This is a genomic window from Serratia microhaemolytica (assembly GCF_004011885.1).
In the GTDB taxonomy this organism is placed as follows: domain Bacteria; phylum Pseudomonadota; class Gammaproteobacteria; order Enterobacterales; family Enterobacteriaceae; genus Serratia_G; species Serratia_G microhaemolytica.
The window spans coordinates 25,610-51,509 of record NZ_SBEF01000003.1 but is presented as its reverse complement, the minus strand read 5'-3'; the positions used below and the strand labels follow the sequence as shown (position 1 = coordinate 51,509).

Annotated in this window: 23 protein-coding genes and 1 tRNA gene; 11 read left to right on the top strand and 13 right to left on the bottom strand. The window is 49.5% G+C overall.

Annotated features, from left to right (window positions below; translation table 11 throughout):
• The first annotated feature begins 259 nt into the window (after positions 1-259).
• Together greB and EOJ37_RS03055 are read left to right on the top strand one after the other, a co-directional pair.
• Positions 260-760: a transcription elongation factor GreB gene (gene greB, locus EOJ37_RS03060; RefSeq protein WP_127957692.1), complete on the top strand. Its 501-nt coding sequence runs from the start codon at positions 260-262 to the stop codon at positions 758-760.
• Positions 761-861: 101 nt separating this feature from the next.
• Positions 862-3,198 (top strand): Tex family protein, encoded by a 2,337-nt coding sequence (locus EOJ37_RS03055; RefSeq protein ID WP_127957690.1) that lies wholly within the window; start codon positions 862-864, stop codon positions 3,196-3,198.
• A gap of 45 nt (positions 3,199-3,243) precedes the next feature.
• Here the strand turns inward: EOJ37_RS03055 and pgm are convergent, their stop codons facing one another.
• Positions 3,244-4,887 carry a phosphoglucomutase (alpha-D-glucose-1,6-bisphosphate-dependent) gene (gene pgm / locus EOJ37_RS03050; RefSeq protein WP_127957688.1) on the bottom strand — a complete coding sequence of 548 codons (1,644 nt, stop codon included), beginning with the start codon at positions 4,885-4,887 and terminating at the stop codon, positions 3,244-3,246.
• A 64-nt stretch (positions 4,888-4,951) separates the two neighbouring features.
• A complete protein-coding gene (gene seqA / locus EOJ37_RS03045; RefSeq protein WP_127957686.1) occupies positions 4,952-5,491 on the bottom strand; it encodes a replication initiation negative regulator SeqA in 540 nt (179 codons plus the stop codon).
• 182 nt (positions 5,492-5,673) lie between these two features.
• Between seqA and ybfF the strand changes: the two genes are divergently transcribed.
• The 3 genes from ybfF (at position 5,674) to fldA (ending at position 7,646) form a co-directional block, all read left to right on the top strand.
• A complete protein-coding gene (gene ybfF, locus EOJ37_RS03040; RefSeq protein ID WP_206194018.1) occupies positions 5,674-6,480 on the top strand; it encodes an esterase in 807 nt (268 codons plus the stop codon).
• Between the two features lie 137 nt (positions 6,481-6,617).
• Positions 6,618-6,902: a LexA regulated protein gene (gene ybfE / locus EOJ37_RS03035; protein WP_127957681.1), complete on the top strand. Its 285-nt coding sequence runs from the start codon at positions 6,618-6,620 to the stop codon at positions 6,900-6,902.
• A 204-nt stretch (positions 6,903-7,106) separates the two neighbouring features.
• On the top strand, positions 7,107-7,646 hold the full coding sequence (fldA, locus tag EOJ37_RS03030) for a flavodoxin FldA (protein WP_127957679.1): 540 nt from the start codon (positions 7,107-7,109) through the stop codon (positions 7,644-7,646).
• A gap of 90 nt (positions 7,647-7,736) precedes the next feature.
• Here the strand turns inward: fldA and EOJ37_RS03025 are convergent, their stop codons facing one another.
• The 4 genes from EOJ37_RS03025 to EOJ37_RS03010 form a co-directional block, all read right to left on the bottom strand.
• Positions 7,737-8,243, bottom strand: a complete 507-nt coding sequence (locus EOJ37_RS03025) for a YjjA family protein (RefSeq protein WP_127957677.1) — start codon at positions 8,241-8,243, stop codon at positions 7,737-7,739.
• 227 nt (positions 8,244-8,470) lie between these two features.
• Entirely contained in the window at positions 8,471-9,727 is a 1,257-nt protein-coding gene (locus EOJ37_RS03020) for a PTS ascorbate transporter subunit IIC (protein WP_127957675.1), read from the bottom strand.
• Positions 9,728-9,778: 51 nt separating this feature from the next.
• Positions 9,779-10,066 carry a PTS sugar transporter subunit IIB gene (locus EOJ37_RS03015; protein ID WP_127957674.1) on the bottom strand — a complete coding sequence of 96 codons (288 nt, stop codon included), beginning with the start codon at positions 10,064-10,066 and terminating at the stop codon, positions 9,779-9,781.
• 38 nt (positions 10,067-10,104) lie between these two features.
• Positions 10,105-10,548 carry a PTS sugar transporter subunit IIA gene (locus EOJ37_RS03010; protein ID WP_127957671.1) on the bottom strand — a complete coding sequence of 148 codons (444 nt, stop codon included), beginning with the start codon at positions 10,546-10,548 and terminating at the stop codon, positions 10,105-10,107.
• A gap of 259 nt (positions 10,549-10,807) precedes the next feature.
• Here EOJ37_RS03010 and EOJ37_RS03005 point away from each other — a divergent pair, with 259 nt between their 5' ends.
• Both EOJ37_RS03005 and yjjX read left to right on the top strand, forming a co-directional pair.
• Positions 10,808-11,341: a chorismate--pyruvate lyase family protein gene (locus tag EOJ37_RS03005; RefSeq protein WP_127957668.1), complete on the top strand. Its 534-nt coding sequence runs from the start codon at positions 10,808-10,810 to the stop codon at positions 11,339-11,341.
• Between the two features lie 210 nt (positions 11,342-11,551).
• Complete coding sequence (gene yjjX, locus EOJ37_RS03000) at positions 11,552-12,094, top strand: inosine/xanthosine triphosphatase (protein WP_127957667.1); 543 nt, start codon at positions 11,552-11,554, stop codon at positions 12,092-12,094.
• 219 nt (positions 12,095-12,313) lie between these two features.
• On the opposite strand, the gene trpR is transcribed toward yjjX, so the two are convergent.
• The 3 genes from trpR to EOJ37_RS02985 form a co-directional block, all read right to left on the bottom strand.
• Positions 12,314-12,643, bottom strand: a complete 330-nt coding sequence (gene trpR / locus EOJ37_RS02995) for a trp operon repressor (RefSeq protein WP_127957665.1) — start codon at positions 12,641-12,643, stop codon at positions 12,314-12,316.
• A 46-nt stretch (positions 12,644-12,689) separates the two neighbouring features.
• Positions 12,690-14,621, bottom strand: a complete 1,932-nt coding sequence (gene sltY / locus EOJ37_RS02990; RefSeq protein ID WP_127957662.1) for a murein transglycosylase — start codon at positions 14,619-14,621, stop codon at positions 12,690-12,692.
• Between the two features lie 343 nt (positions 14,622-14,964).
• Positions 14,965-15,660, bottom strand: a complete 696-nt coding sequence (locus tag EOJ37_RS02985; protein ID WP_127957660.1) for a helix-turn-helix transcriptional regulator — start codon at positions 15,658-15,660, stop codon at positions 14,965-14,967.
• Between the two features lie 314 nt (positions 15,661-15,974).
• On the opposite strand from EOJ37_RS02985, the gene EOJ37_RS02980 reads away from it, so the two are divergent.
• Positions 15,975-16,286, top strand: coding sequence for an MGMT family protein (locus tag EOJ37_RS02980; RefSeq protein WP_127957658.1), 312 nt, complete (start codon positions 15,975-15,977; stop codon positions 16,284-16,286).
• A 74-nt stretch (positions 16,287-16,360) separates the two neighbouring features.
• Positions 16,361-17,221 (top strand): acyl-CoA thioesterase II, encoded by an 861-nt coding sequence (gene tesB / locus EOJ37_RS02975; protein WP_127957656.1) that lies wholly within the window; start codon positions 16,361-16,363, stop codon positions 17,219-17,221.
• A gap of 86 nt (positions 17,222-17,307) precedes the next feature.
• On the opposite strand, the gene EOJ37_RS02970 is transcribed toward tesB, so the two are convergent.
• From EOJ37_RS02970 to EOJ37_RS02960, 3 genes are all read right to left on the bottom strand, one after another.
• Complete coding sequence (locus EOJ37_RS02970; protein ID WP_127957654.1) at positions 17,308-19,068, bottom strand: SmdB family multidrug efflux ABC transporter permease/ATP-binding protein; 1,761 nt, start codon at positions 19,066-19,068, stop codon at positions 17,308-17,310.
• Positions 19,065-20,834, bottom strand: a complete 1,770-nt coding sequence (locus tag EOJ37_RS02965; protein WP_127957652.1) for a SmdA family multidrug ABC transporter permease/ATP-binding protein — start codon at positions 20,832-20,834, stop codon at positions 19,065-19,067. The genes EOJ37_RS02970 and EOJ37_RS02965 overlap by 4 nt, the downstream gene beginning before the upstream one ends.
• A 76-nt stretch (positions 20,835-20,910) precedes the next feature.
• Positions 20,911-21,372 (bottom strand): Lrp/AsnC family transcriptional regulator, encoded by a 462-nt coding sequence (locus EOJ37_RS02960; protein WP_127957943.1) that lies wholly within the window; start codon positions 21,370-21,372, stop codon positions 20,911-20,913.
• A gap of 445 nt (positions 21,373-21,817) precedes the next feature.
• On the opposite strand from EOJ37_RS02960, the gene EOJ37_RS02955 reads away from it, so the two are divergent.
• Positions 21,818-21,893 (top strand) — tRNA-Phe (locus EOJ37_RS02955).
• A 515-nt stretch (positions 21,894-22,408) separates the two neighbouring features.
• Positions 22,409-22,672 (top strand): hypothetical protein, encoded by a 264-nt coding sequence (locus EOJ37_RS02950; protein WP_127957649.1) that lies wholly within the window; start codon positions 22,409-22,411, stop codon positions 22,670-22,672.
• 69 nt (positions 22,673-22,741) lie between these two features.
• Here the strand turns inward: EOJ37_RS02950 and EOJ37_RS02945 are convergent, their stop codons facing one another.
• A complete protein-coding gene (locus tag EOJ37_RS02945; RefSeq protein WP_127957647.1) occupies positions 22,742-25,873 on the bottom strand; it encodes a type I restriction endonuclease subunit R in 3,132 nt (1,043 codons plus the stop codon).
• Positions 25,874-25,900: the final 27 nt, after the last annotated feature.

The following is a 25,900-nucleotide window of genomic DNA, read 5'->3' as shown; positions in this document are numbered from 1 at the left end:
TTAAACCTATCAGCTATCACCACAATAAAATTATTTCATTGATATAAAATATATTTTTCCCTTATCGGGATAGCTGGCACATTCCATCTTAGCCACCACAGTTGCAAACCTGGTTATAATCACTTTATTTATTATATAGATAATGAAAATCCCGTTTTAAGCACCTCGACCAATCCAACGGTGACTTGATAAACCATTAGCAGCAAGCCAACTTTGTGCGAAAATCTGTTATACCGAAAGGCTATCAACGGATTTTGTGATGAAAACATTGCTGATCACCCGTGAGGGGTACAACAAACTGAAACAGGAGCTAGATTTTCTATGGCGTGATGAGCGTCCTGAAGTGACTAAAAAGGTCACTTGGGCAGCTAGCCTTGGTGATCGTAGCGAAAATGCAGATTATCAGTACAACAAGAAACGCCTGCGTGAAATTGATCGCCGTGTCCGTTACCTAACCAAATGCCTGGAGCAGTTAAAGATCGTCGATTACTCGCCACAACAGGAGGGGCGGGTCTTTTTTGGTGCCTGGGTCACGGTCGAGAATGAAGCCGGTGAAACCAAACGATTCCGTATTGTGGGTTATGATGAAATTTTTGGTCGTAAGGATTACATCTCAATCGATTCCCCGATGGCTCGCGCACTGCTCAAAAAAGCCGAGGGCGATAGTGCTAGCGTGCACACACCAACCGGTATTGTTGAGTGGTGGGTCAACCAGATTGACTATATTAAAACCACTGAAACTGATCACTCGGTTACCTAATACGCTACTGGGACAAGCTTTCAGTGCTGCACTGGCATTTCAGGCTAGCAGAACGTATAACTGTCCCTCATTGATTATTGTTGCAAGCAGATATCCTATTTATGATTGAGTCAGTCAGCAGTACCATTGCCAGCGAACTCCAAGTTCGCGTTGAACAAGTGGATGCCACAATCCGTTTACTGGATGAAGGTAACACCGTGCCGTTTATCGCCCGTTACCGTAAAGAGGTGACCGGCGCATTAGATGATACCCAACTGCGCCAGTTGGAAACTCGCTTAAGTTACCTGCGTGAACTGGAGGAACGTCGTCAAACTATTCTCAAGTCGATCAGTGATCAAGGTAAGCTCAGCACAGAGCTGGAACAAGCGATCAAGCGCACACTGAGCAAAACCGAACTGGAAGATCTCTATCTACCGTACAAACCGAAACGCCGCACACGCGGTCAGATTGCTATCGAAGCCGGTTTACAGCCACTGGCAGAAACACTCTGGCAACAGCCACAACAGCAACCAGAACAGCTAGCTGCCGCATTCGTTGATCCGGAAAAAGGTGTTGCCGATGTCAAAGCCGCATTGGATGGCGCACGTTATATTTTGATGGAACGCTTTGCTGAAGATGCTGCCTTGCTGGCCAAAGTACGTGATTACTTATGGAAAAATGCTCATCTGGTCTCCAGTGTGGTAGCAGGCAAAGAAGAGGAAGGGGCGAAATTTCGTGATTACTTTAACCACCAAGAACCCATCGCTCAGGTGCCCTCACACCGGGCACTCGCCATGTTCCGTGGTCGCAATGAAGGCATCCTGCAACTCACACTGAATGCCGATCCACACCACGAGGAACCACCACGCGAGAGCCAGGGTGAATTGATCATCATCAACCATCTGGACTTACGTTTAAATCAGGCACCGGCAGATAGCTGGCGTAAATCAGTCGTGAACTGGACTTGGCGCATTAAAGTGCTGCTACATCTGGAAACTGAATTGATGAGCACACTGCGCGAACGTGCCGAGGATGAAGCAATCAAGGTATTCGCCCGTAATCTGCACGATCTGCTGATGGCAGCACCCGCAGGAATGCGTGCCACTATGGGGCTCGATCCAGGCCTGCGTACCGGGGTTAAAGTCGCCGTTGTTGATGCCACCGGCAAACTGGTCGCCACCGACACCGTTTACCCACATACCGGTCAAGCGGCAAAAGCCGCCGCCACTGTCGCTGCACTGTGCAGTAAGCATAATGTAGAACTGGTCGCCATCGGCAACGGCACCGCCTCACGCGAAACCGAACGCTTCTACAGCGAATTACAACAGCAATACCCAGCAATAACGGCACAAAAAGTGATTGTCAGTGAAGCGGGAGCCTCAGTCTACTCCGCTTCCGAACTGGCAGCACAAGAGTTTCCCCAGTTGGATGTGTCACTGCGTGGGGCCGTTTCCATCGCTCGCCGGTTACAGGACCCTTTGGCGGAACTGGTCAAGATCGATCCGAAATCGATCGGTGTCGGCCAATACCAACACGACGTCAGCCAAAGCCAATTAGCCAAGAAACTCGATTCAGTAGTTGAAGATTGCGTTAATGCTGTTGGGGTTGATCTAAACACCGCCTCGGTACCGCTGCTCACACGCGTCGCAGGCCTAACAAAAATGATGGCACAGAACATTGTCGCTTGGCGTGATGAACATGGCCGTTTCAGCAACCGCAATCAACTGTTAAAAGTCAGCCGGCTGGGGCCGAAAGCGTTCGAACAATGTGCTGGTTTTCTGCGCATCAACCAAGGCGATAACCCGTTAGATGCCTCAACGGTACACCCAGAAGCTTACCCAGTTGTTGAACGCATTCTGGCGGCAACCGAACAAGCACTGCGTGATCTGATGGGCAATGCCAGCGCAATACGCAATCTCAAAGCCAGTGATTTTACTGATGAGAAGTTTGGTGTCCCCACCGTCAGTGATATCCTGAAAGAGCTGGAAAAACCAGGACGAGATCCGCGCCCAGAGTTCAAAACAGCGGTATTTGCCGAAGGGGTCGAAACGCTGAATGACCTTAAAATCGGTATGATCTTGGAAGGTGCGGTAACCAATGTCACCAATTTTGGTGCCTTTGTTGATATCGGCGTACACCAGGATGGTCTGGTACACATCTCTTCGCTGGCGAATAAATTCGTTGAAGATCCACACACTGTCGTCAAAGCAGGAGACATCGTGAAGGTGAAGGTGATGGAGGTAGATCTACCGCGCAAACGTATTGCGCTGAGTATGCGTCTAGACGAGCAGCCTGGCGAAAACAACACGCGCCGAGGCACAACTCACAGTGGCAATCCCGCCAGCAACCGCAACACCGCCCGCTCAAGCGAACATAAAGCAAAGCCGAGCAGTGTGCAAAACAGCGGCAACAGCGCGATGAGTGATGCACTAGCGGCAGCATTTAACAAAAAACGTTAGTCGCCAAGTTGCCACCGTTGCCGTGCCCACGGTGGCAACTCACTGTTAGCCAGATGAAGCCAATACCGTATTGACGATCTCGACCGCCTCACGCTCAATCTGTTCGCGATGTTCGCTACCCAATAGACTCTCACAATATATTTTGTACGCATCCTCAGTACCGGAAGGACGAGCAGCAAACCAGCCGTTCTGAGTCATCACCTTCAAACCGCCTATCGGCGCACCGTTACCCGGCGCGCGAGTCAAACGAGCGATAATCGGTTCTCCTGCCAGCATCGTCGCTTGTACGCTGTCAGCAGAGAGTTGTGCCAACGCCTTTTTCTGCACCGCACTAGCGGCTGCCTGTAGCCGATTGTAGCTGGATGAACCAAAACGGTTGGTTAGCGATAAGTAGTGCTGTTGCGGGTTTTGCCCAGTAACCGCAGTGATCTCTGCCGCCAGCAGACACATAATGATGCCATCTTTATCCGTCGACCAAGGGTGACCATCAAAACGCAAAAAAGAGGCCCCAGCACTCTCTTCACCAGCGAAACCGAAACGCCCCTCAAACAAGCCGTCAACAAACCATTTGAAGCCCACTGGCACCTCTACCAATTGACGCCCCAAAGCTGCCACGACGCGATCAATCATCGCACTCGACACCAGCGTCTTACCTACCGCCACCTGTGCTGCCCATGCTGGGCGATGGCGGAAAAGATAGTCGATTGCCACCGCCAGATAGTGGTTTGGGCTCATCAATCCACTGGGCGTCACAATGCCATGACGGTCATAGTCGGGATCATTGGCAAATGCCAAGTCAAATTTGTCACGCAACGCCAGCAGACCGGCCATAGCAAATTCTGATGAGCAATCCATCCGGATCATGCCATCGTAATCGAGTGGCATAAAACGGAACGTCTGATCCAGCGCTTGATTCACCAACGTCAGATCCAGCCGATAATGTTCGGCAATCCGCTGCCAGTAACCGATACCTGAACCACCTAACGGATCAACACCCAGCTTTAATTCAGCACGCTGGATCGCCGCCATATCGACCACATCCACCAACCCCTCAACATATGGCTGCACTAAATCTTCAACATGTAAATAGCTGCTCTGGCAGGCTTGTTCGATAGACTGCCGTTGCACTCCGCGTAGATTGTCAGCCAATAACTGGTTAGCGCGCTGCTCAATCAAGCGAGTCAAATCACTGTCAGCAGGGCCACCATTTGCAGGGTTGTACTTGATACCACCATCTTCTGGTGGATTATGTGAAGGCGTGATCACAATACCATCCGCCAATCTACCACCCTGGCGGTTATGGCATAAAATAGCGTGCGATACTGCCGGCGTTGGGGTGAAACCATTATTCTGCTGAATCACCACTTCAACCCGATTCGCCGTTAATACTTCCAGCACCGAGATAAAAGCCGGTTCCGATAGCGCATGAGTGTCTTTACCAACATAACAGGGGCCGTCAATACCACTCAGCTTACGTACCTCAGCAATCGCCTGTGCAATCGCCCAAATATGTGCTTGATTAAAACTCTGCCGGCTGGCGCAACCTCGATGGCCTGATGTACCAAACTTCACTGCATGGGCAGGGTTATCGGGTTGTGGTTGTAAGACATAATAGTGTGATGTCAGTTGCGCAATATTGATTAAATCATCTTGCTGAGCCGCTTGCCCGGCTCGTGGATTATTGATCATGAATTCTCTCCCAAAGCCAAAGCCGTCAGTCATCACGCAACAACCTACGGCAGAATTCGCTCACTTAGATAGTCGTGCGCACCTTCTCAATCAGCTCTGGCGGAAATTGCATCGCCAGCATAATCTGTTCGACCATGCTACGTTTACGCGCACTGTTAGTATTGGTGATCACCCAGTAAGGAGTATCGGCAATCTGCCTTGGCTGCGTATGAGTACCACGATCCAGCAATATTTGTCGATCATCCGCAAAATAGGTACGAGTACGCCCATGCAACTCACTCACAGTGGTGGAAAACATGGCAGCATCGAGCTGATAGAGTGTCGCTAGCACCAACATAAAACGATCAACCACCTTACGTTGTGCCGCATATTCATCCGACAGCAGCAACTCACGCATCGCACGCACACGCTCACGGAGCGGTGCTGGCGCGACCAGCGCCAATTCTGTTTGCACCTGCGCACTGACACTCTCGGCCACTGTTGGGGTTTGACTTGGGGTGAATTTTAGCATCCGGCGTAAAATGTCGGAGGCACTCTCGCCAATATGCTGGGTATGGCTGGCGATATAACGGTACAGTTCTTCATCAACTTCTATCGTTTTCATCTTAATCCAGTCTGTTTTCTCTACACTGTTGCGCCAACTGTGGCTGCATAACTTGGTAACCGCACGAACCGCGCCAGCTTACACCAGATCGCCTGCTGGGTGAACGATCTATTAAACCGAAAACACGGCAAGTTGCTCATAAGGCCATCTTGCAGTAACGTGCTACAGACCATTTCACTGTGATGTTGTTCAGCATGAAATTACACTACCAATTACTGCCTGCTCAAACCGCACAACCGGCAAGCTTACCCCTACTGCTGATCCACGGTCTGTTCGGCAATCTTGATAATTTAGGCCAATTGGCACGCGAATTAAACCAGCAACACGCTGTCATCAAAGTCGATTTACGCAATCATGGCCGCTCTCCTCATAGCAACGCGATGAATTACCCACTGATGGCGGAAGATCTCCTGCAACTGCTTGATGAATTACAGATAGAACAGACTATCGTGATTGGTCACTCAATGGGTGGCAAAGCAGCCATGGCGCTCACGGCATTAGCCCCTGCACGTATTGCTCGCCTAGTGGTGATCGACATTGCACCGGTCAGTTATTCGCTACGTCAGCATGATCACATCTTCGCGGCACTACAGTCCGTCGTTGAGGCTGGCATCACGCAACGCTCAGCAGCGGCTGAACAGTTACGAACAACCTTAACCGAAGAGGGCGTGATCCAGTTTCTGCTGAAATCTTTCCACCAAGGTAACTGGCGCTTTAATCTGCCAGCACTGATGGCGGAATATCACCACATCATCGGTTGGCAAGAGCTGCCACCTTGGCCACATCCGGTGTTGTTTATTCGTGGGGCACACTCTAACTATCTTCAGGATAGCTACCGTGAACAGATTGTGCGCCAATTTCCACAAGCGCGCGCTTATGAAGTGGCCGCAGCCGGCCACTGGGTACATGCCGAAAAACCAGAAACAGTGCTACGTGCAATTGAACGTTTCATCAGCGAGAAATCAACCAACGAGGACCACAACACATAGCTTGTTGCGTTTTTAGCCACATTACCCATTGTCGTTATTACCACTGCTAAGGTAATATGCCGCGCTACGCCTGCCCGTTCAGGTAACAAAGGTATTACACTCTCTTGCAATAGTGCGACAATGGCAATAGTGCAACAATGGCAAAAGAACAAACCGATCGTACCACACCGGATCTGTTTGCTGATGAACGCCGCCCTGGGCGGCCGAAAACCAGTCCGCTTTCCCGTGATGAACAGCTCAAGGTGAATAAGCGCAATCAGCTAAAACGCGACAAAGTGCGTGGATTACGGCGTGTAGAACTGAAGATGGACGCAAATGCAGTCACTGCGTTAAATAAGCTGGCACAACAGCGTAATCTGAGCCGCAGCGAGCTGATTGAGCAGATGCTGCTGGCCCAATTAGCAGAACAGTCAGAGTCGTAAACCGCCTGTTTTAACCCTTGCGGTGGTGCACAGAGTTGCTGACATGTACAGAATCGTCAGCCAATTGAACTGGTTGATTGCTCACGGGACAACAGCAGAAAACAGATCGTATACAGCGTTGGCTGCTCAATAACAGCAGGGTTTGATAGTCGGTTGTGGTGACGTTTTTGATGCAGTTAATTGAATAAAAAGGTTATATTTGATATGGCTCAGGTAGGTATTTTCTTTGGCAGCGATACTGGCAATACCGAAAACATTGCCAAGATGATCCAAAAAATTCTTCAGCAAAAGTACCAGAAAGATGTCGCTGTACTGCACGACATCGCGAAAAGCAGTAAACAGGATCTGGAAGCATTTGATATCCTGCTGCTTGGTATCCCAACTTGGTACTACGGTGAAGCACAGTGTGACTGGGATGACTTCTTCCCAACACTGGAAGAGATTGACTTTAATGGAAAATTAGTGGCGCTGTTCGGCTGTGGTGATCAGGAAGATTATGCGGAATATTTCTGTGATGCGATGGGCACCATCCGTGACATCATCGAGCCGCGTGGTGCGGTCATTGTCGGCAACTGGTCAACCGCCGGTTACCATTTTGAAGCCTCTAAAGGGCTGGCTGATGAACAACACTTTATCGGTCTGGCGATCGACGAAGATCGCCAACCTGAACTGACTGCCCAACGGGTAGAAGCGTGGGTACAGCAGATCCGTGATGAGCTAAGCCTGGATGAAATCATTGGCTAACCCGCATCAGAGCAGGGCACCGACCCAGTGCCCTCTCCTTCACAGTGCGATGCCATTCAGGCAATAAACACTGCCAGCGGTGATTAACCGTTAGAACAGAAATGACTTACCCTGATCCAGCACCAGCTCACACGCCTTGTGCTTCACCTGCTCGGTGATTTTTGACATATCCAGACTTGCCAAATCAACCTGTTGACCATTATTGGTGTTTAGCAGCCCAGCCAATCCTTGTTGATAATCCTGATTATTAGCGCTGGCGGGCGTATTTAGCCCTAATTTATCCAGCAACTGATTTTTAACCAGATCAGTACCACTCTGCGACAAGATATTATTCTTGACGCAATACTCCAAAATACCGGCGGCATTACCCATTGTTTTCGCACTCAAGGCAGAATCGCCACCATTGAGTAAATCGGTCAATGTAGAAAGTGATAACGTGTTAGCGCTGTTGGCAGTGCTTGTGGTGTTACTACTGCCTGGTTTTGTTAAGCCACCAATCGCACTACTCAGTGAATCAAGCACCCCAGCCTGCACGCTACCGGTTACCAGTACGCTAGCCACGCTCAACGCCAGCAACAGACGATTTTGCTTATTCATATCGTTAAAACCCTTAATTAAGTTTGAATGTTTCATATTTATCTAAAAACATCGCTTAAGACGATATATTTACCGATAAGTTCCCTTTATTCAAGTGTGATTGAACCACAATAAGCACAGACTCGATTGAATAGCATGATCTTGCTGATGATTAAACATAAAAAAATACCGGCCAGGAAATCCTGACCGGTATTCTGAGGTGGCTTTTTTAAACACCAAATGACTATTTAACGCACAATCAAACCCAGCAGAATGCCAACCACACCGAAATCAGCATCACTGAATGTAGTATTCGCAAAGCCAAGATCACCCAGCACCGGCAGCAGGAAAACTGGCAGGAAGGTGATCAGCAAACCGTTGGCGAAAGCACCTAGCAAAGCACCACGACGTCCACCGGTTGCATTACCAAACACACCTGCAGCGGCACCGACAAAAAAGTGCGGCACCACACCAGGAATAATCACTGTTAGCCCAACCAGGTAAAGCAAAACCATGCCCAGCAGCCCAGCAGTGAAGCTGGCTAAAAAGCCGAGTAACACCGCATTCGGGGCATAGGGAAATACAATTGGACAATCCAGTGCTGGCTTAGCATTCGGCACTAACTTATCAGAAATGCCTTTGAACGCCGGCACAATTTCGGCGATCACCATGCGCACCCCTTGCAGAATGATGTACACGCCCGCAGCAAACGTGATTGATTGCAGCAACGAGAACATCAACCAATGCTTACCCTTAGAGAGGGTTGCAACAAACTCTGCACCGGCAAACAGCGAAGTGATGATGAAAATGATCCCCATAGTGAACGAGATCGCCACCGGAGTATCACGCAGGAAAAGCAGACTTTTCGGCACTTGCACATCTTCACTACTGTGTGCTTTGTTACCCAGTTTGGCACCAATAAAACCGGCCAACACATAGGAAATGGTCGAGAAATGCCCCAGTGCAACATCGTCAGAACCGGTGATCTGCTTCATGTAAGGGTGCGCCAATGCTGGGAACAGCACCATCGTTACCCCTACCACAAGGCTACCGACCGCGATCAGCGCCACGCCCGACATGCCACCCGCAGCAAGAATAGCAGCCACCATCATCGACATAAACATCGTGTGGTGGCCGGTCAAAAAGATAAACTTCCACGGCGTAAAACGAGCAATCAGGATATTCACCAACATGGCGAAAAACATAATCATCGCCATCTCTTTACCAAACGACTTCTGAGCGATCGAAACAATCGCTTCATTGTTCGGCACCACCCCCTTAATACCAAAGGCGTGTTGGAAAATGGTGGCAAAGTCACCCAGAGAGTTAATCACCAAAGTGGCACCAGCCCCCAAAATGACAAAACCCATGATGGTTTTAACTGTACCTTTAATACACTCAGTTACCGGTTTTTTCTGAGCAATCAAACCGATCAGTGCAATAAGACCAACCAGTACTGCTGGTTCAGAGAGCACATCAAACATCAGAAAATTGAAAAACGCCATAGTCAGTTCCAGACAGTCATAGAGGCGGCCCTCGGGCCGCAAACAGAGGTGTTACAACGCACCAAGCTCACGCAACGCAGCAGAAATTTTCTCTTTCATTGCTGCCTTATCGACCATATTATCAAGCGCTACCAAACGGCCATTCACTCCCATTGCTTGCAGTTGTTCAGCAATATCACGGGTAGCTACAAATATTTCCGCCGTTTCTGTACCAGCAGAAGCCAGATCACGGTGATCAACGTCCGCAGTGACTGACAACTCTTTTAAAATCGTTTTGATACTCATCTCCATCATCAGACTAGTACCAAGACCATGACCACAGACAACCAAAATTTTCATCACTTACTTCCTCTGTTCAATGCGCCAATCAGCGCCAATTAATAACGCGCCAAGATGCGCAGTATCTCGTCTTTCGTCTCGGCAGCAATAATCGCCGACACGTCGGCTTCATTCATAAACAACTCGGCTAACTGAGCGATGGTTTCAACATGAGAGTTGCTATCACTGGCCGCCAGCGTGATCAACAAATAGACCGGATCATTGCCATCCGAACCAAAATTCACGCCCTGTTTGATCACCGTCAAGCCCAAGCCTAAACAGTTTACGCCATCTTCTGGGCGAGCATGAGGCATAGCAATACCAGGTCCCAACACATAGTAAGGGCCTAGCTTCTCGTGGGAACTAAAAAGAGCGTTCACATAGGAGGGATTGATGATGCCTTTCGCCAGTAGTGGGGCGGTTGCCAGCTCAATCGCATGACGCCAGTCACGCGCAGTAGGTTCAATTCGGATGACCTCTGCGGTCAAAAGTTGAGTCAACATGATGCTATCCGATGGAAAAGTAGATCGCCAACCCAGTCAGATTGGCAGCGAAGTAGTGTTAAGTATATCAAAATAAACTATACAACCCAAATGACGTAAACGCTGGTTTGGTTAGCTTGCACTCACTATTGACCTCAGCAACTGGCACGATGATTGTCTATGTCTCTCGCTGCCAACACACTAACACTTACTTTTTACCGTCAATTTATCGATAATGGCCGGCTGAAAGACCAACCGGCAACTCACGGGTAAACTCGTAATGCACAATGTTGTTACTCTCCCCATTCCGTTAATACGAACCAGCGCATGGCAGCCTGCGGAATCTTACCCATTCCCGCAACCATTGCGCCCCTGGTTACTGGAACCCTGCTCGTTAACCCAGCGGCTACGCCGCCATCATCAGCATTTTTCATTAACGTGGTTGGGCAACCAGACTGTTGATTTTTCATGTGAAGAGCAACAACTGGTCGCGTCTACCAGTACCCAGGGAGTCTGCCGCACAGTAATTTTACATGGTGATCACGGACCAGCAATCCTTGCCTGGACGCTGTTTACCAACTCGGTGCTTATGCAAAATGCATCGACCGTCTCTGCTGCGCAACCAATAGGCGATCGGCTATTTGCGGCTGAATTTGTGCCACGTGACCACCTGCAATTGGCCAATTTCGAGATTTTATCCAACCCCTACTGTCGTGCTGCTACCGTATGGGGACGACGTTCACGCCTGTTTCTTGATGGTAGCCCATTACTGATTCATGAGCTGTTTCTTCCTGATCTGCTTTGCCATAACTAGTGATGCTGGAGTAACATGCTAGCCCAACCAACCATCTGGAGAGCGATAGGCGCTATTTTAGCTGGCAGTTTCTGTGCCATATCGCTTATGTGACATAAACGAAGATCGAGCTAGCGTCGTTTGGCAACTCGCGCTGAATGGTGAATGCTCGCACCTATCCGGCCAGAGTAGGCAACGTAGAACTCAATATTTAAGGGAGCTATACCCGCTATGTATCATGTTATCGCAGCAACGACGAATCCAGCCAAGATTAAAGCGATTGAGTTGGCCTTTGCCGACACCTTTGGTGCTGATCAATTCCGCCTCGAACCTGTTGATGTCGCTAGCGGAGTCTCATTACAACCGATGGGAAATGCAGAAACACGCAGCGGTGCCCGTCAACGTGTGATGGAAGCACGGCAAGTAAGACCTGAAGCCGATTTCTGGGTTGGCGTGGAAGCAGGCATTGAAGAAAACATGACTTTCGCCTGGATGACGGTAGAAAACCCAACCATCCGTGGTGAATCTCGCTCTGCCAGCCTGATGCTGCCAGAGTTGGTATTAGAAGGTATCCGCACTGGACGTGAGTTGGGCAGTGAAATCGCCTTACTGACTGGCAACCGCGATCTGAAACGGCAAGGTGGTGCAATCGGGCTGTTCACCGATGGTAAACTGAGTCGCACCAGCGTTTACCATCAAGCACTGCTACTGGCACTGGTACCATTCTGCAACCCAGTGTATCAACAGCAAAACCAGCCTGTACCTGTACTATAACAACCTATCGATAATGTTTCTGTGGCTACCATGCCCCACCTGAAGCTGGCCTACCTCCGCTTACGTTGAGGAGTGCGCCAGCTCAGCACCTATACGATTTACCGCCACCAAGTTGCCGTTCAAATTTTGGCCAGCGATCTAGCTGCGCTCACCCTGCCTTGTCTGCCACACTTTTTGCACCGTGCCAACTGTTCAAGTCAGCGGCACAAATTGAGCCGATCATCTATCCTCAGCCAATAATTGCTGTTCTAACCACTGTTTCAACTGTGGGCTGGCAGCCTTTAAGCTATTTGAACCACGTGTTACCGTCGCGATCCCTGCTCCCAGCTCATTTTTCAAATCTCGCTGACTCATTTCACCGCGCATTAGCTCTTGAATAATACGTACTCGGGTACTGAGTGCGCTGCGCTCATCTGGGGTGAGCAACAACTGCATCAACGGTTGGTGCAAATTCTGCGCCACTGCCTGTTGCAGTAGTGTCATCACACGCTGCCAATCGCGGTTCTCCGCTGTAGCAAGCAGTTGATCGTTTGAAGATGATTGGGTCATTGTTGCCACCATACATTATGAATGGGAAGTACCAGAGCTATTGCCATCAATAGTGCCGCTGCCACTCGGCATCAGTGAGAATTTTTGTCGGCTGATGGTGCAGAAAGTAACGATAAAACGCATCATATGCCAGTACATTTTTTACGTAACCGCGTGTCTCGGCAAATGGAATACTCTCAATAAAAGCAACTGAATCCAACCGCCCATTACTGTTATTCAGCCAACTTTTTACTCGTGCAGGCCCAGCATTATAGGCTGCTGACGCCAAAATACGGTTATGGTCAAACTGCTGATAGACCGACTCAAGATACTGAGTGCCTATTTTAATGTTCATTTGCGGCTCTACTAATTGGCTTTTATCACGATAATCGGTAATCGCAAATTTCTTGGCGGTATCCTGTGCAGTTCGCGGCATCAGTTGCATCAGCCCGGTAGCTCCCACTGGAGAACGCGCTTTCGGATCCCAAGCACTCTCCTGGCGCGCAATCGCCATGGCATAACTCAAGCTAATCGCTTTATCATCCGTCGCGTGACGAAACTCCTGTGGCCAACCCACGGGAAAACGCTCTTCCAAATGATCCCAAAGCTTGCCCACAATGGTCGCCTGAACGCTCAAATCGACCCATTGCTGCTCAAAGGCATAACGCGCTAGCGCCTCCTGCTCCAATCGGTTGTGATTAGCAACAAACACTTTCCACTCATTACGCGCCAACTCATCCAAATTCCAATGGAGCAGCTCACGTACACGAGCAATCTCTAACCGTTGGCTCAACCCAGGCTCAGGTCTACGAGCCACTTCGACCCGAATCAAATGTGGCATATTTAGTTTTTGCGCTGCCACCATCGGATAAAAACCACGCTTTCTTACCAAACGGCGCAATATATCCCGGCCTTTATCTTCTTCACCATTTTCAAGCAAAGAGATGGCACGCCAATACTGCCACTCCTCTTTGCTACGCGCCTGCTCAGGCAGACGCTCAAGCCAAAACTTAAGCCCGTCGCGATCTGCCGTCGCCAACGCCAAACGAATACGTCGTTCAAGCAATGCTACCGACTGACTACGTTCCAGCACCTGATCACGCCACTCTGCCTGCTTACTGTTCGCCTCATTGCCGATTAAACGCGCCGCCACTGCTTCTTCAAGTGCCACCTTCTCCGGCGCACTCATTTTTTGCAACTCAACTAAAGTTGGTAGCAACAGACGTGCTTTTTCAACATCCTGGCGTGCCAACTTAGCCAGCACAATCCCACTGACTGAACGGCTAAAATCGCTGGCTGGCTCACTACGCACAAATGCACCTAGGGTGGACGGGTCTTTTTGCAAACGCAATAAGGCACTGCCCAACGGCTGATGATCACTGGGAAGTTGGCGTGAAAGTTCAGCCAATAAACCATTACCTCCCTCCTTGAGTACTAATGCCATACGCGTGAGGGTTTGAAGCGCAGTTTGCTGGTCCGCTGCACGCCATGCCGTTAACAGACTGTCACAAGCGCGTGGTAACGAACTGCCGGTTAACCAAAGTTGCTCAACACCACGCCATGCTGCGTGTGCCTCACCAACGCGCCACTTGGCATAATGATAGTGGCAACGGGCCTCAACTGTTTTTGGTTCCTGTCGACTAAATGCCAGCACTCCCGGCCAATCTTCACGCCGAGCAAGTTCGTTGATAAAAGCATTGGTAAGTGAATCGGCGACGGCCAAATCGGGATACTTCCGTAAGAACTGTTCAATCTGAAGCCGGCTAACGCTCGGCATCGTTTCCATCAGTCGACGATGCTCAAGGTAGGGATAGAGCGGATAGTTTTCCAGCGCCGGCATTAACTTCTCGACCAGCTCGATCTGGTTTCTATCCCACGCTTGGGTAATTTGCTGGTAACGCTGACGCTGCTCATCGAGCGCTCCGGAGAGCACCATACCAGAAGAGGTACAAAAATAAAGCCCAACCACCGCTAGGCATACTCTTCCTATTTTGATCATACTAAACGGTTTCCTCTCCACCTTAAAAAAAACAATAAAATCAATTAAATATTCACTTTTTATTTTACCAGTTCCAATTAGTGTGAATACTCATGACCCAATAACAGCATAAAATTTGAGCCAACCCCCAACACAGTGCCAACACTGCACATCAGGTCACTCTCTGGCGCGTATCATAGTCGCAAATGGCGGCAATTCCGCCATAACTTCGACAAAAATTTTGTGTGGATATCTAATCCACTTTTAATCAATGTGATACTGGAATTTTGTTGTTAGTCATCAGGTCCGGCGACAATGCTGACTCTCACTGTTCTGGTTCAACCTGATGCCATGACCGTGTTGGTCAGTAGGTCTGTTTTTCTAGCATATTTTCATCTTCTCGCCATGCTTTAAGCAGTTGATGACGGCTATTAGGATACTGCTGCGGCATCACTTGCACACTGATCATTCGGTCGAGACGAAAATGTCTAAATGCCTGACGTAACTCACACCACCCAGCCAATATACGCACTGAGTTGAAAAAACCGACAGCAACAGGCCAAACCAAGCGTGATGAAACAACATCGTCTTTATCACGATAAGTAAATTTGAGTTTACGGCGCTGACGGATAGCGCGCCGTATTTCCGGCATCACCTCATGCAGTTGATCGCTACCCTCGCTGGCGATCATTAATGATGGATACTCAATGCCATGTGCCAGCTTGTCTGGCAACAGTGAGTGGATCTTCACTCGTGCCTCTTTTGCCGCTTTTTGCAGTTCAGGATCTGTATGGCACGAGACCCAATCCAGCCCAAGTGATAACGCTTCAACCTCTTGTTGGTTAAACATCAGTGCAGAAAGAAGGTAATCCGACTTCAAGCGGTAACCGACACCGGCACTACCTTCAATTTCAACTCCCTGCTGCTGAAGTGTCTGAATGTCGCGATAAAGTGTGCGCACACTAATATTGAGCTTTTCCGCCAATATCAAGGCAGTAACCGGATAACGGTATGCTCGCAATAGCTGCATCAACTCAAGCAGGCGCTGGGTACGTGTCATGGCGGTGAAACTCCTTTAACGGCAATACTAACCGAGCAGAAAACATCGTGTTAATCTAAGCAGCAGCTTGGCAACTCGCGGGTAGATATCACTCATTGATGCGGTCGATGACCAGGCTTAACCCTGCTCTCATCAATGACAAAATGTCAGGCTACGGCACTAGGAGCGTGGTTATCGATTGTAGTTATCGATCAAAGTGATACTCGCTAACAGCGCGACTCGCTCTATGCTGTACAAATGCACTCACCGATCGGAATAAAATGTACACTAATTGTAACAAGATGTATTGTATCTCAGCAGTACGGAAATAAAGCATGTCAGTAGATAGCTTCAAACAACGGGTGATAATGATCGTCGCTGCCATCCCTTACGGGAAGGTGACAACTTACGGCACAGTAGCAAAACTGGCCGGCTCACCGCGCGCAGCGCGTCAGGTTGGTGGCGTATTACGCAATTTACCACCTAACAGCACACTGCCTTGGCATCGCGTGGTCAATCGTTATGGGCAGATTTCACAGCAAGGAGAAGATTTCCAACGTCAACGACAAGCGCTACGGGCTGAAGGCATTCACTTTAACCCCCAAGGGCAGATCGATTTACAACGTGAGGGTTGGCAGATTAACTAGCTGATCACAGCCATACCCACCACCGATGAAACAGCTAGATACCCTATCGATAACAATAACCAGGATGATAATTGATGAGCCAGCCACTAAAGGATTTACTTGCCCTGCTGCAAGTAGAAAGAACCGAAGAGGGGTTGTTTCGTGGCCACAGTGAAGATATCGGCTTACGCCAAGTTTTTGGTGGCCAATTGATTGGCCAGGCGATCTATGCCGCACAACAGACCGTGATCAGGGAACGCACACTACACTCATTGCACTGCCATTTTTTACGCCCGGCAGACAGCAGTAAACCCATAATTTATCAAGTAGAAACATTACGTGATGGTAGCAGCTTTAGTGCTCGACGCGTCGGTGCAGTGCAAAAAGGGTATGCTATTTTCTACCTCACCGCCTCGTTCCAGCTCTCAGAACAGGGGTTTGAACACCAGAACAATATGCCGCAAGTGCCAGCACCGGAAACGCTACAGGCAGAACCGATTCTGATGCGAAAAATCGCCGCAACTCTACCCGCCGCAATACGCGAAAAATTTACCGCTGAAATGCCGATAGAAATGCGCCCAGTGAAGTTTTATAACCCGCTACAAGGAAAATCGGAACCGCCCTATCGTTATATCTGGATGCGAACTAACGGTAAATTGCCGGATGACCTGCACCTGCACCAATACTTACTCGGCTATGCTTCTGATTTCCATTTTCTCCCCGCCGCACTGCAACCGCATGGCGTTGGTTTTCTACAACAGAACATGCAAGTCGCCACACTGGATCACGCACTGTGGTTTCATCGCCCTTTTCGTCTCGACCAGTGGCTACTATACGCGGTAGAAAGCCCATCTGCGGCGGGAGGGCGTGGACTGGTACGCGGTCAATTCTACCGCCGTGATGGCGCATTGGTCGCATCCAGCGCACAAGAGGGGCTGATTCGGCACTGGACCTAGTGCTCGATCCACGGCGGAACTGCCCACTGTCGGGGTTGAAAAAGACTGCCCCGCTGTTTTTCCGATAGCAGCCACAATTTAGCCCACTAACTTGTGGCTGCCTGCAACTCTTTACTCACCAACTGTAACTGATACATCTGATAATAACGCCCGCGCTGTGCCAATAGCTCACGATGTTCACCCTGCTCGACAATCTGGCCTGCATGTAGCACATATATCGTATCCGCACTGACCACGGTCGATAGCCGGTGAGCGATCACCACCAGGGTGGTGCGTTGGCGGATCACCTGCAAAGCGCGCTGGATCGCCTGTTCTGTTCCTGAGTCAATGTTAGCGGTAGCCTCATCAAGGATCAGGATCTGCGGCGGTTGTACCAACACACGCGCCAATGCCAGCAACTGCTTTTGCCCTACCGACAGCGATCGCCCCTCTTCACTCAGACACGTCTGGAGCCCAGCCGGAAAGCTTCGCACCAACTGCGCCAGTTGTACCGTTTCTAACGCTTGCCAAACAGTTTGCTCACTGATTGCGCGGCCCAGTGTCACATTTTCCCGCACAGACTCCGCCATCACCACCGGATCTTGTTGCACCATCGCAATCCCCTGACGCAAAACTGAATGGGTGAGTGTGGGCAGTAACCGGCCATCCAACGCGATCTCACCCTGATTCGGTGGATAATACCCCATCAATAAGTTAGCTAACGTACTTTTACCGCTGCCAGTATGGCCGACCAATGCAACAAAACCACGCGCGGGTACTTGCAATGAAATGTTATGCAACACCTGCTTCTGATGACGATAAGCAAAACTCAGTTCGCGAATATCAATCCGCCCACTGGCCAATAGCCGATCATCATCACCATAGGGTTGCAAATCAGCATCCATCAGCTCGAACACTCGCTCTCCAGCCACCAGTGCTTGCTGTAAAATCGCTTGCTGCGAGGTTAACTCGATCAAAGGCTCATTCAACCGCCCAAGGTAATTGATGAAGGCATATAACACGCCAACACCAATTGCCCCCTGGCCACTAAAGCCAAATAGCATCAACAAACCACACAGTACCAGTGCTGAAAACAAGCTCAACAGTGGCCGTAATAACACGCCCTCCAAGCGCAATGCCTGCATACGCGCCGAATAGTGGGCCTGACTGACCCGGCTGATTCGCTCGGCAAAACGTTGCTGCTGGCGAAACTGCTGGATCACCGTCATCCCGCCAATAATCTCGTTAAAGCCATCATTAATATCAGCCAAATAACCACGAACGCGACGCACAATCGGTGTGCTGTAATATTGGTAAATCACCATCACAATCAACACGGCAGGGAAGATACAGATAGCGATAGTTGCCATGCGCACATCCAAACTAAACATAGCCACCAGCATAGTACTGATCAGCGCCACGCTCTTCAGTACGGTTGCCACCACCGTGACGTAGAGATCTTTGATCACTTCGGTATCATTAGTCACACGCGAAATAAGCTGACCAACTGGTTGGGTATCAAAAATACGCAATGGCTGACGCAATGCCGCAGACATCACATCGCTTCGCAACCGTTGCACGACCCCAACCGCAGCCTGGCTAAACAGCACGGTCTGAAAATAGCTCAATAGCGCCGCGAGCAATTGCAGCAAAATGTAAACCAGAGCCAATCCTGCCACCCACGACAGCGGTAGTTTCCCTTGGGTTAGGTAACTATCAATGAAGTAACTGATCAAAAACGGCCCCGCCACCTCGGCTGCTGCGGCAATCCACAACATAATCACCGCCGCTATCAGCGAGTGACGATAAGGCGCACCGTAAGCAAGCAAGCGTTTTAATGTTGGCCACAGGGCTGGTTTAGCGTTCATCTGCCCCCCTGTTGCTGGACGATGGGCACATCACTTAATGCCGCTTCCAACTGCTGGTAACGGTACATCTCACGATACCAACCTGGCTGACTGATCAACTGCTGATGTTGACCACGCTGAGCGATACTGCCCTGCTGCATAACGAGAATGTGATTAGCCTGTTGCAACGCCGAAAGACGGTGAGCGCTAATGATCACGGTACGATGTTGCGCCCATACATTAAGGTTTTGCAAAATTTGATATTCACTACGGCCATCAACCGCAGAAAGTGCATCATCGAGGATCAGGATTTCCGCATCCAACAGCAGCGCCCTAGCAATCGCAATACGCTGCTTTTGCCCACCAGACAACATCACTCCACGCTCGCCCACTTCGGTCTGATACCCCTGTGGCAAATGCAGAATATCTTCATGTATACACGCTAACCGGGCTACCTGCTCAATTTGTTCAGTACTGGCATCCGGCTTACCTAGCGCAATGTTATTCGCCACAGTATCTGAAAATAGAAACGGTGTTTGGCTGACCACCGATAAACGCGCGCGCCACTGTTCCAGCTTTAGCCGCGTCAATGGCAACCCGTGATAACAGATCTCACCCTGATCAATATCAAACTGACGCTGGATCAGCGCTAACAGTGTTGACTTGCCCGCCCCAGTTGGCCCACACAAACCAAGCATCTGTCCAGGCGGCAATTGGCATGACACATCATGCAGCGCTACCTGATCGCTTCCTGGATAGGAAAATGCTTTGATATTAATCTGTAAATCAGCCCGCCCTGCTGGCAGCAGCTGATCGCCATCCGTGACTGTGGCAGCTTCCTGTAATAGATTACAAATACGGCTATAAGCCGCACTACCACGTTCAACAATGTTGAACATCCACGCCAGTGCTAACATCGGCCAAATCATCAAACCCAGATACATCACAAAACTGGTCAATTGCCCCAATGTCATCAGTTGGTTGATCACCATCCAGCTACCACCACCGATAGCCAATAAATTAGCGGCAGCAATCGCGATATAGATGGTTGGATTAAAACGCGCATCGACACGTGCCACGTGCATATTCTTCACACCAGCTTGTCTGGCGGTCTCGGCAAAAAGCAGTGACTGCTGCTGCTCTAAACCAAATGCTTTGATCATGCGAATATTAGTCAGACTCTGCTGCACACGCTCATTAAGGCCAGAAAACGCAGCCTGTGCGTACTTAAAGCGCTGATGTAACTGCTCACCGTGACGCTTAATCGCCACCGCCATCACCGGCATCGGGATCAACGCCAATAACGTTAACTGCCAACTGATCTGTGTGCTCATCACCATCAGCACCGCTAACCCCATCACCAGTGAGTCGACCAGCGTTAACACCCCCTCCCCGGCAGCAAACACCACGCGATCGACATCATTCGTGGTTAATGCCATTAAATCACCGGTACGGTGGCGTTGATAAAAGCCAGGATTCTGCCGACTGAGCTGCTGATAAAAATTTTTGCGTAACTCAACCGCCAGTTGGTAAGACGCGCCAAACAGCAAAATCCGCCACACATAGCGCAACAGATAGACCACAATCGCAATCGCAACCATCACGCCCAGCCAATAGAGCAACGTTTCAGCGGACATCTGTTGGCGGCTCACACCATCCACAATCACACCGACCAGTTTGGGCGGCACTAACTGCAATATGGCAATGATGATTAACAGCAGCACCGCACCAACATAGCGACGCCACTCACGGCGGAAATACCAGCCAATTTGGGTAAATAGTCTCACGCAGTTTATTCCAACCCGCTTAACGAAAAGGGAAATTCTCGGTGGCCCCGGCCATAATGGCGGTTGAATTGGCTCACTACTCTGGTAATGGCAACGCGGTAGTGTATTTGATTTTTTCCATTGCAAAACTGGAAGTCACATCAATCAATCCGGAAACCCCAGTCACCAGCCGTTTGTAAAAGTTGTCGTAGCTCTTCATGTCAGCCACTTCAACCTGCATCAAATAGTCATACTCTCCCGCCATCCGGTAGAACGCCAGCACCTCCGGCATCTGTGAAGTAATATCAACAAATTTCTGATACCACTCACTGCTGTGTTGCTGTGTTTTGATCTGCACAAACGCGGTTAAGCGCAGACCCAGTTTCTCATTATCCAACAGCGCAACTCGGCCACGAATATACCCTTCATCCTCAAGTCGCTTCAGCCTTTTCCAGCACGGCGTTGAAGTCAGGTTAACCGCTTCGGCCAAAACCTGTAGTGACTGCGTGCAATCCTGCTGCAACATACGCAACAACTTTCGATCAGTTTTATCTAGCATATTGGTGATGTCATAGAAATTTTTTCTCGCTTTGCACAACAAAGTAGCAAAAAACCGCACTCTGCGCACCCCGAAAATTTAGCACCTATCCCAGTAAGTATCATTGACCCCAGCCGTTTGCACACTGGCTGCAGATAAAAAAACGCAGCGTACACACAGAAACTGAAGATTTCGAGCACAGTACGCGGACAACACGCGAACAAAATAGCAACTCATATGGCACTGGAAAGAGAGGTCGTTAGCGCTCCTCGCGGCAAATAAACGGCATCATACAGAACATTGCGTCACATCACCTAAGCCACACAGACGCTCGCTTCAATGCGACCAGCTCATCACATTCGGCTGAAAACCCAGTGCATTATTGATGAAAAATGAGTCATTCAGCCAGATCGCAATCAAAAACTGTTTGACGCCCTGCGGCAAATGGGGTTTAATGCGCGTCGTTGCCCGGATAGCTCAGTCGGTAGAGCAGGGGATTGAAAATCCCCGTGTCCTTGGTTCGATTCCGAGTCCGGGCACCATCAATAAAAATCAAGCTACCTTACGGTGGCTTTTTTTATGTCTCCAATCTGCCATATCTCATTATTTAATATCCCCTTTAACGTTTTTAGCGCATTTCAATGATGCACCAGTCTTATCTACTCCTGACCATTGCTAACCAGGTAATTTCAGGGGCAATGATGAGGGCATCCTTCTTCGATCAAGTGTTGCCTTCCAATTATGGCCCTGACGGTTATGTATTCAATCAGTTGATGCTATATCAACGTAATACTCACGTTCGATGAAGGTGCCGATAAATAACCACATTTCACCGACTTCTCAAATCAGTTGAATTTGCAGGTTATCCCGTGGCAGTGTGACGACATTTGGCACCCCATCCTCAGAACGAAGAAAATGGCGTTCATGGCGGCTGAAAATAGGCTCTAAGTCACCTATTTTAGGTTGGGGTAAGGATATCACCTTTAATTAGGTGGCCAAATTCACTATACTTCTGCACTACCGCATCCTTTATGCGAGCAATAGAGATACCTCTATTATGGCCAAGATTAAATATATGCTGACTCGCGGCAGTGACATTCACCGTGATGGTATGTATCTCGAGTTGTCTGAAGCGGGAACATCTCCGCTTCGACAACTTGCTGAAGTTTTCTATTCTGATGTGACCCACCAATTCTTCCTGACATGTTACGAAGAGGATCTCCCGTTAGATGTGATTGAATGGCTTATCTCAGAAGCAAAAAAATCTCTCACAGCAAAAAATAGAATAATAGCCACCAACATAATTCATTGTGATATATGAAAATATCACCATGAACATACTTTCTATCTGAATTCGCGCCATGTCGATGCATGAGCCCGTTACCCGCTATTACTGCGTCCAACTGTTTGAGACTACCTCGGCCTGTTTCAGTATCAACTCTATCGCTCCAGGTGTTTTATCCGGTGGATATTTATATTTACGCAAGGTATTACGCACACGTATACGCAACTCTGCACGCACACTTTCGCGCACCTGCCAATCTACTGTGGTCGATTTTCTTAGCTGTTCGGTCACCTCTATCGCCAGTTTTCTGAGTACCTCATCACCCAGTTCACGCACCGCACTTTCATTTTCTGCCAGTGCATCATAGAAGGCGATTTCGTCCGGGTTCAGCCCCAGTTCTTCATCGCGTGACATCGCCGCCTGGAACTCTTTCGCCATCTGGATCAGCTCTTCAATCACCTGTGCAGTCTCAATCGCCCGGCTGTTGTAGCGGTTGAGCACTGCCTGAAGCCGTTCGGAGTACTTCTTAGTCTGCACCACGTTATTATTGCTGCGGGCATAAATGCCATCATTAAGCAGTTTTTGCAGTAACTCCACCGCCAGATTGCGATAGGGCATATCACGTACTTCCTGCAAAAACGCATCAGACAACAAGCCGATATTGGGCTTATCCAAGCCTGCCAGCGCGAACACATCATCGACCCCATTGGCGACGATGGCATTGTCTAGAATACGGCTCAGTACCGAGTGTTTTTCCGCTTCGCTCAGTGTGTGATCGGTAGAACCCAGTTTGGTGAGGGCCGCTTTAACCGCACACAAAAAAGCGATCTCTTGTTGCAACGGTTCCGCTTCATCCAACGTGCTGCACAGCGACCAGGCTTTGCTCATTGCCAACACCGTGTCAGCAAAACGCTTTTTACCTTCAGGTAGGCTCAAAATATGGTTTGCCGCCCCTAGCAGCAGTGGCCTGGGATCGGCGGCAAAGCCGCTATAGTCAAAGCCCGTTGAGTTGGAGGTTTTGGCAAACAAGCCGTGAATGATATCCAGCTTTTCCAGCAGTAGCGCAAACGCCTCTTGGGCGTTGATGGTAGTTTGCCCCTTCCCTTGTGAATCGGTGTACGTTTTTAGCGCCTGCTTGAGTTCATTGGCAATACCGATGTAATCGACCACCAATCCACCCGGTTTATCTTTAAATACCCGGTTGACCCGTGCTATCGCCTGCATAAGGTTGTGGCTATGCATCGGTTTGTCGATATACATGGTATGGCAGCAAGGCGCATCAAATCCGGTGAGCCACATGTCACGCACGATGACGATTTTCAGCGGATCACTGGCGTCTTTAAAACGCGCTTCAAGGCGTTTTTTGGTCTGTCTATTGTAAATATGCGGTTGCAGTGCTGCTTTATCTGCCGCAGAGCCGGTCATGATGATTTTGATCGCGCCGTGTTCTACATCATCGCTATGCCATTCTGGGCGCAGTTCGACCAAGGCGTTATACAGCCGCACGCAGATCTCGCGGCTCATAGCTACCACCATGGCTTTGCCATCAATGGCGTTGTTACGTGCTTCAAAATGTTGGATCAGATCTTCGGCGACCTGACGCAAGCGTGGGGTAGAACCGACCAGTTTTTCCAGGCGGCTCCACTCCCCCTTGGTTTTCTCCTGCTGATCACTCTCTTCGTCTTCTACCAGTTGATCAACCTGATCAGAAAGGGACTCTAGCTCTTCATGGTTAAGATCAAGTTTAGCCAGGCGCGATTCGTAGTAGATCGGCACGGTGGCACCATCTTCTACCGCATCCTGAATATCGTAAATCGAGACATAATCACCAAATACCGCGCGCGTATCTTTATCCTCGGCAGAGATGGGCGTGCCGGTGAAACCGATAAAACAGGCATTAGGCAAGGCGCTACGCATATGTTTGGCATAACCGTATTTATATTCGCCGCTTTTCCGTTCTAGCTTAGCCTTTAGCCCATACTGGCTGCGGTGTGCTTCATCGGAGATCACCACAATATTGCTGCGCAGATTGAGTGCCGGGTGTATCTTCTCCTCTTTTTCCAAGGTGAAGCGCTGCACGGTGGTGAAAATAATACCGCCAGACTCACGCGCATTGAGTAGCTCACGCAGTTTTTCGCGATCCTCAGCCTGCTCGGGTGTCTGTTTAAACAGTGCCTGTGCCAGGCAGAAGGTGGTGAACAGTTGGTCATCAAGATCATTACGATCGGTGACCACCACGATAGTGGGGTTATCCATTTCTGGTTGCTGTAGCAGTTTGCCCGCATAGCAGCACATTGAGATGCTTTTGCCTGAGCCTTGCGTATGCCAAATCACCCCCGCTTTTTTTCCACCAGGAAGAATAGCGCTGTGCAAATCCAGGTGTTTACCGGTAGTGGCGACAATGGTGGCACGTACCGCTTCACGCACCGCATGAAACTGGTGATAAGCGGCGATTTTTTTGATCAGATGTTTATCACCCTGTTCAAACAAAATGAAGTAATGCAGGTAATCAAGCAGCAATTCACGATTGAAGAAGCCTTTTACCACCGTTTCCAATTGCCACTCCAGCAGCGGTTTATCATTCTGGTGGCTAAGGGTCTTCCAGGGCATAAAGCGCTCTTGATCTGCCGTGAGGGAACCAATACGCGCATGGTAACCATCACTGATCACTAAGGCTTGATTGCAGATAAACAAATCACTCAATTCATTTTTATAGGTTTGTAACTGGTTGAAGGCCGCCCAGATATCGGCGCTCTCATCGGCAGGGCTTTTTAATTCAATAACAGCGATTGGTAATCCATTAATAAAGCAGACAATATCAGGTCGGCGCAGTTGTTTGCTACCAACCAGTGTCATCTGGTTAACCACCATAAAGCGGTTATTGCTCGGTTGGTTAAAGTCGATCAACAAGGCGTGATCATGGATAACCTGATCCCCCTGTTTGTATTGCACCGGCACCCCTTGCAGCAGCAGATGATGAAAGTGTTGGTTACTGATGAGCACATCCGGGCTTTGCGCACGCGTCACTTGGGCAATAACCTGCTCGAACACCTCGACGGGCAAGTGTGCATTAATGCTGTGCAAGCTGTTTGCCAAGATGGCACGCAAGAACACATCATGGTAAGAGCCGCGCTGCGGATTGCAGCCATCGGGCGCAATATCAGGGCCGTGGCAAACTTCCCAACCGGTTTCAGCAAACCAGGTGAGGCATTGCTGTTCGAGTTGATCTTCGGTCATTTCTGTGTGCCCTTTTTTTATTTCACA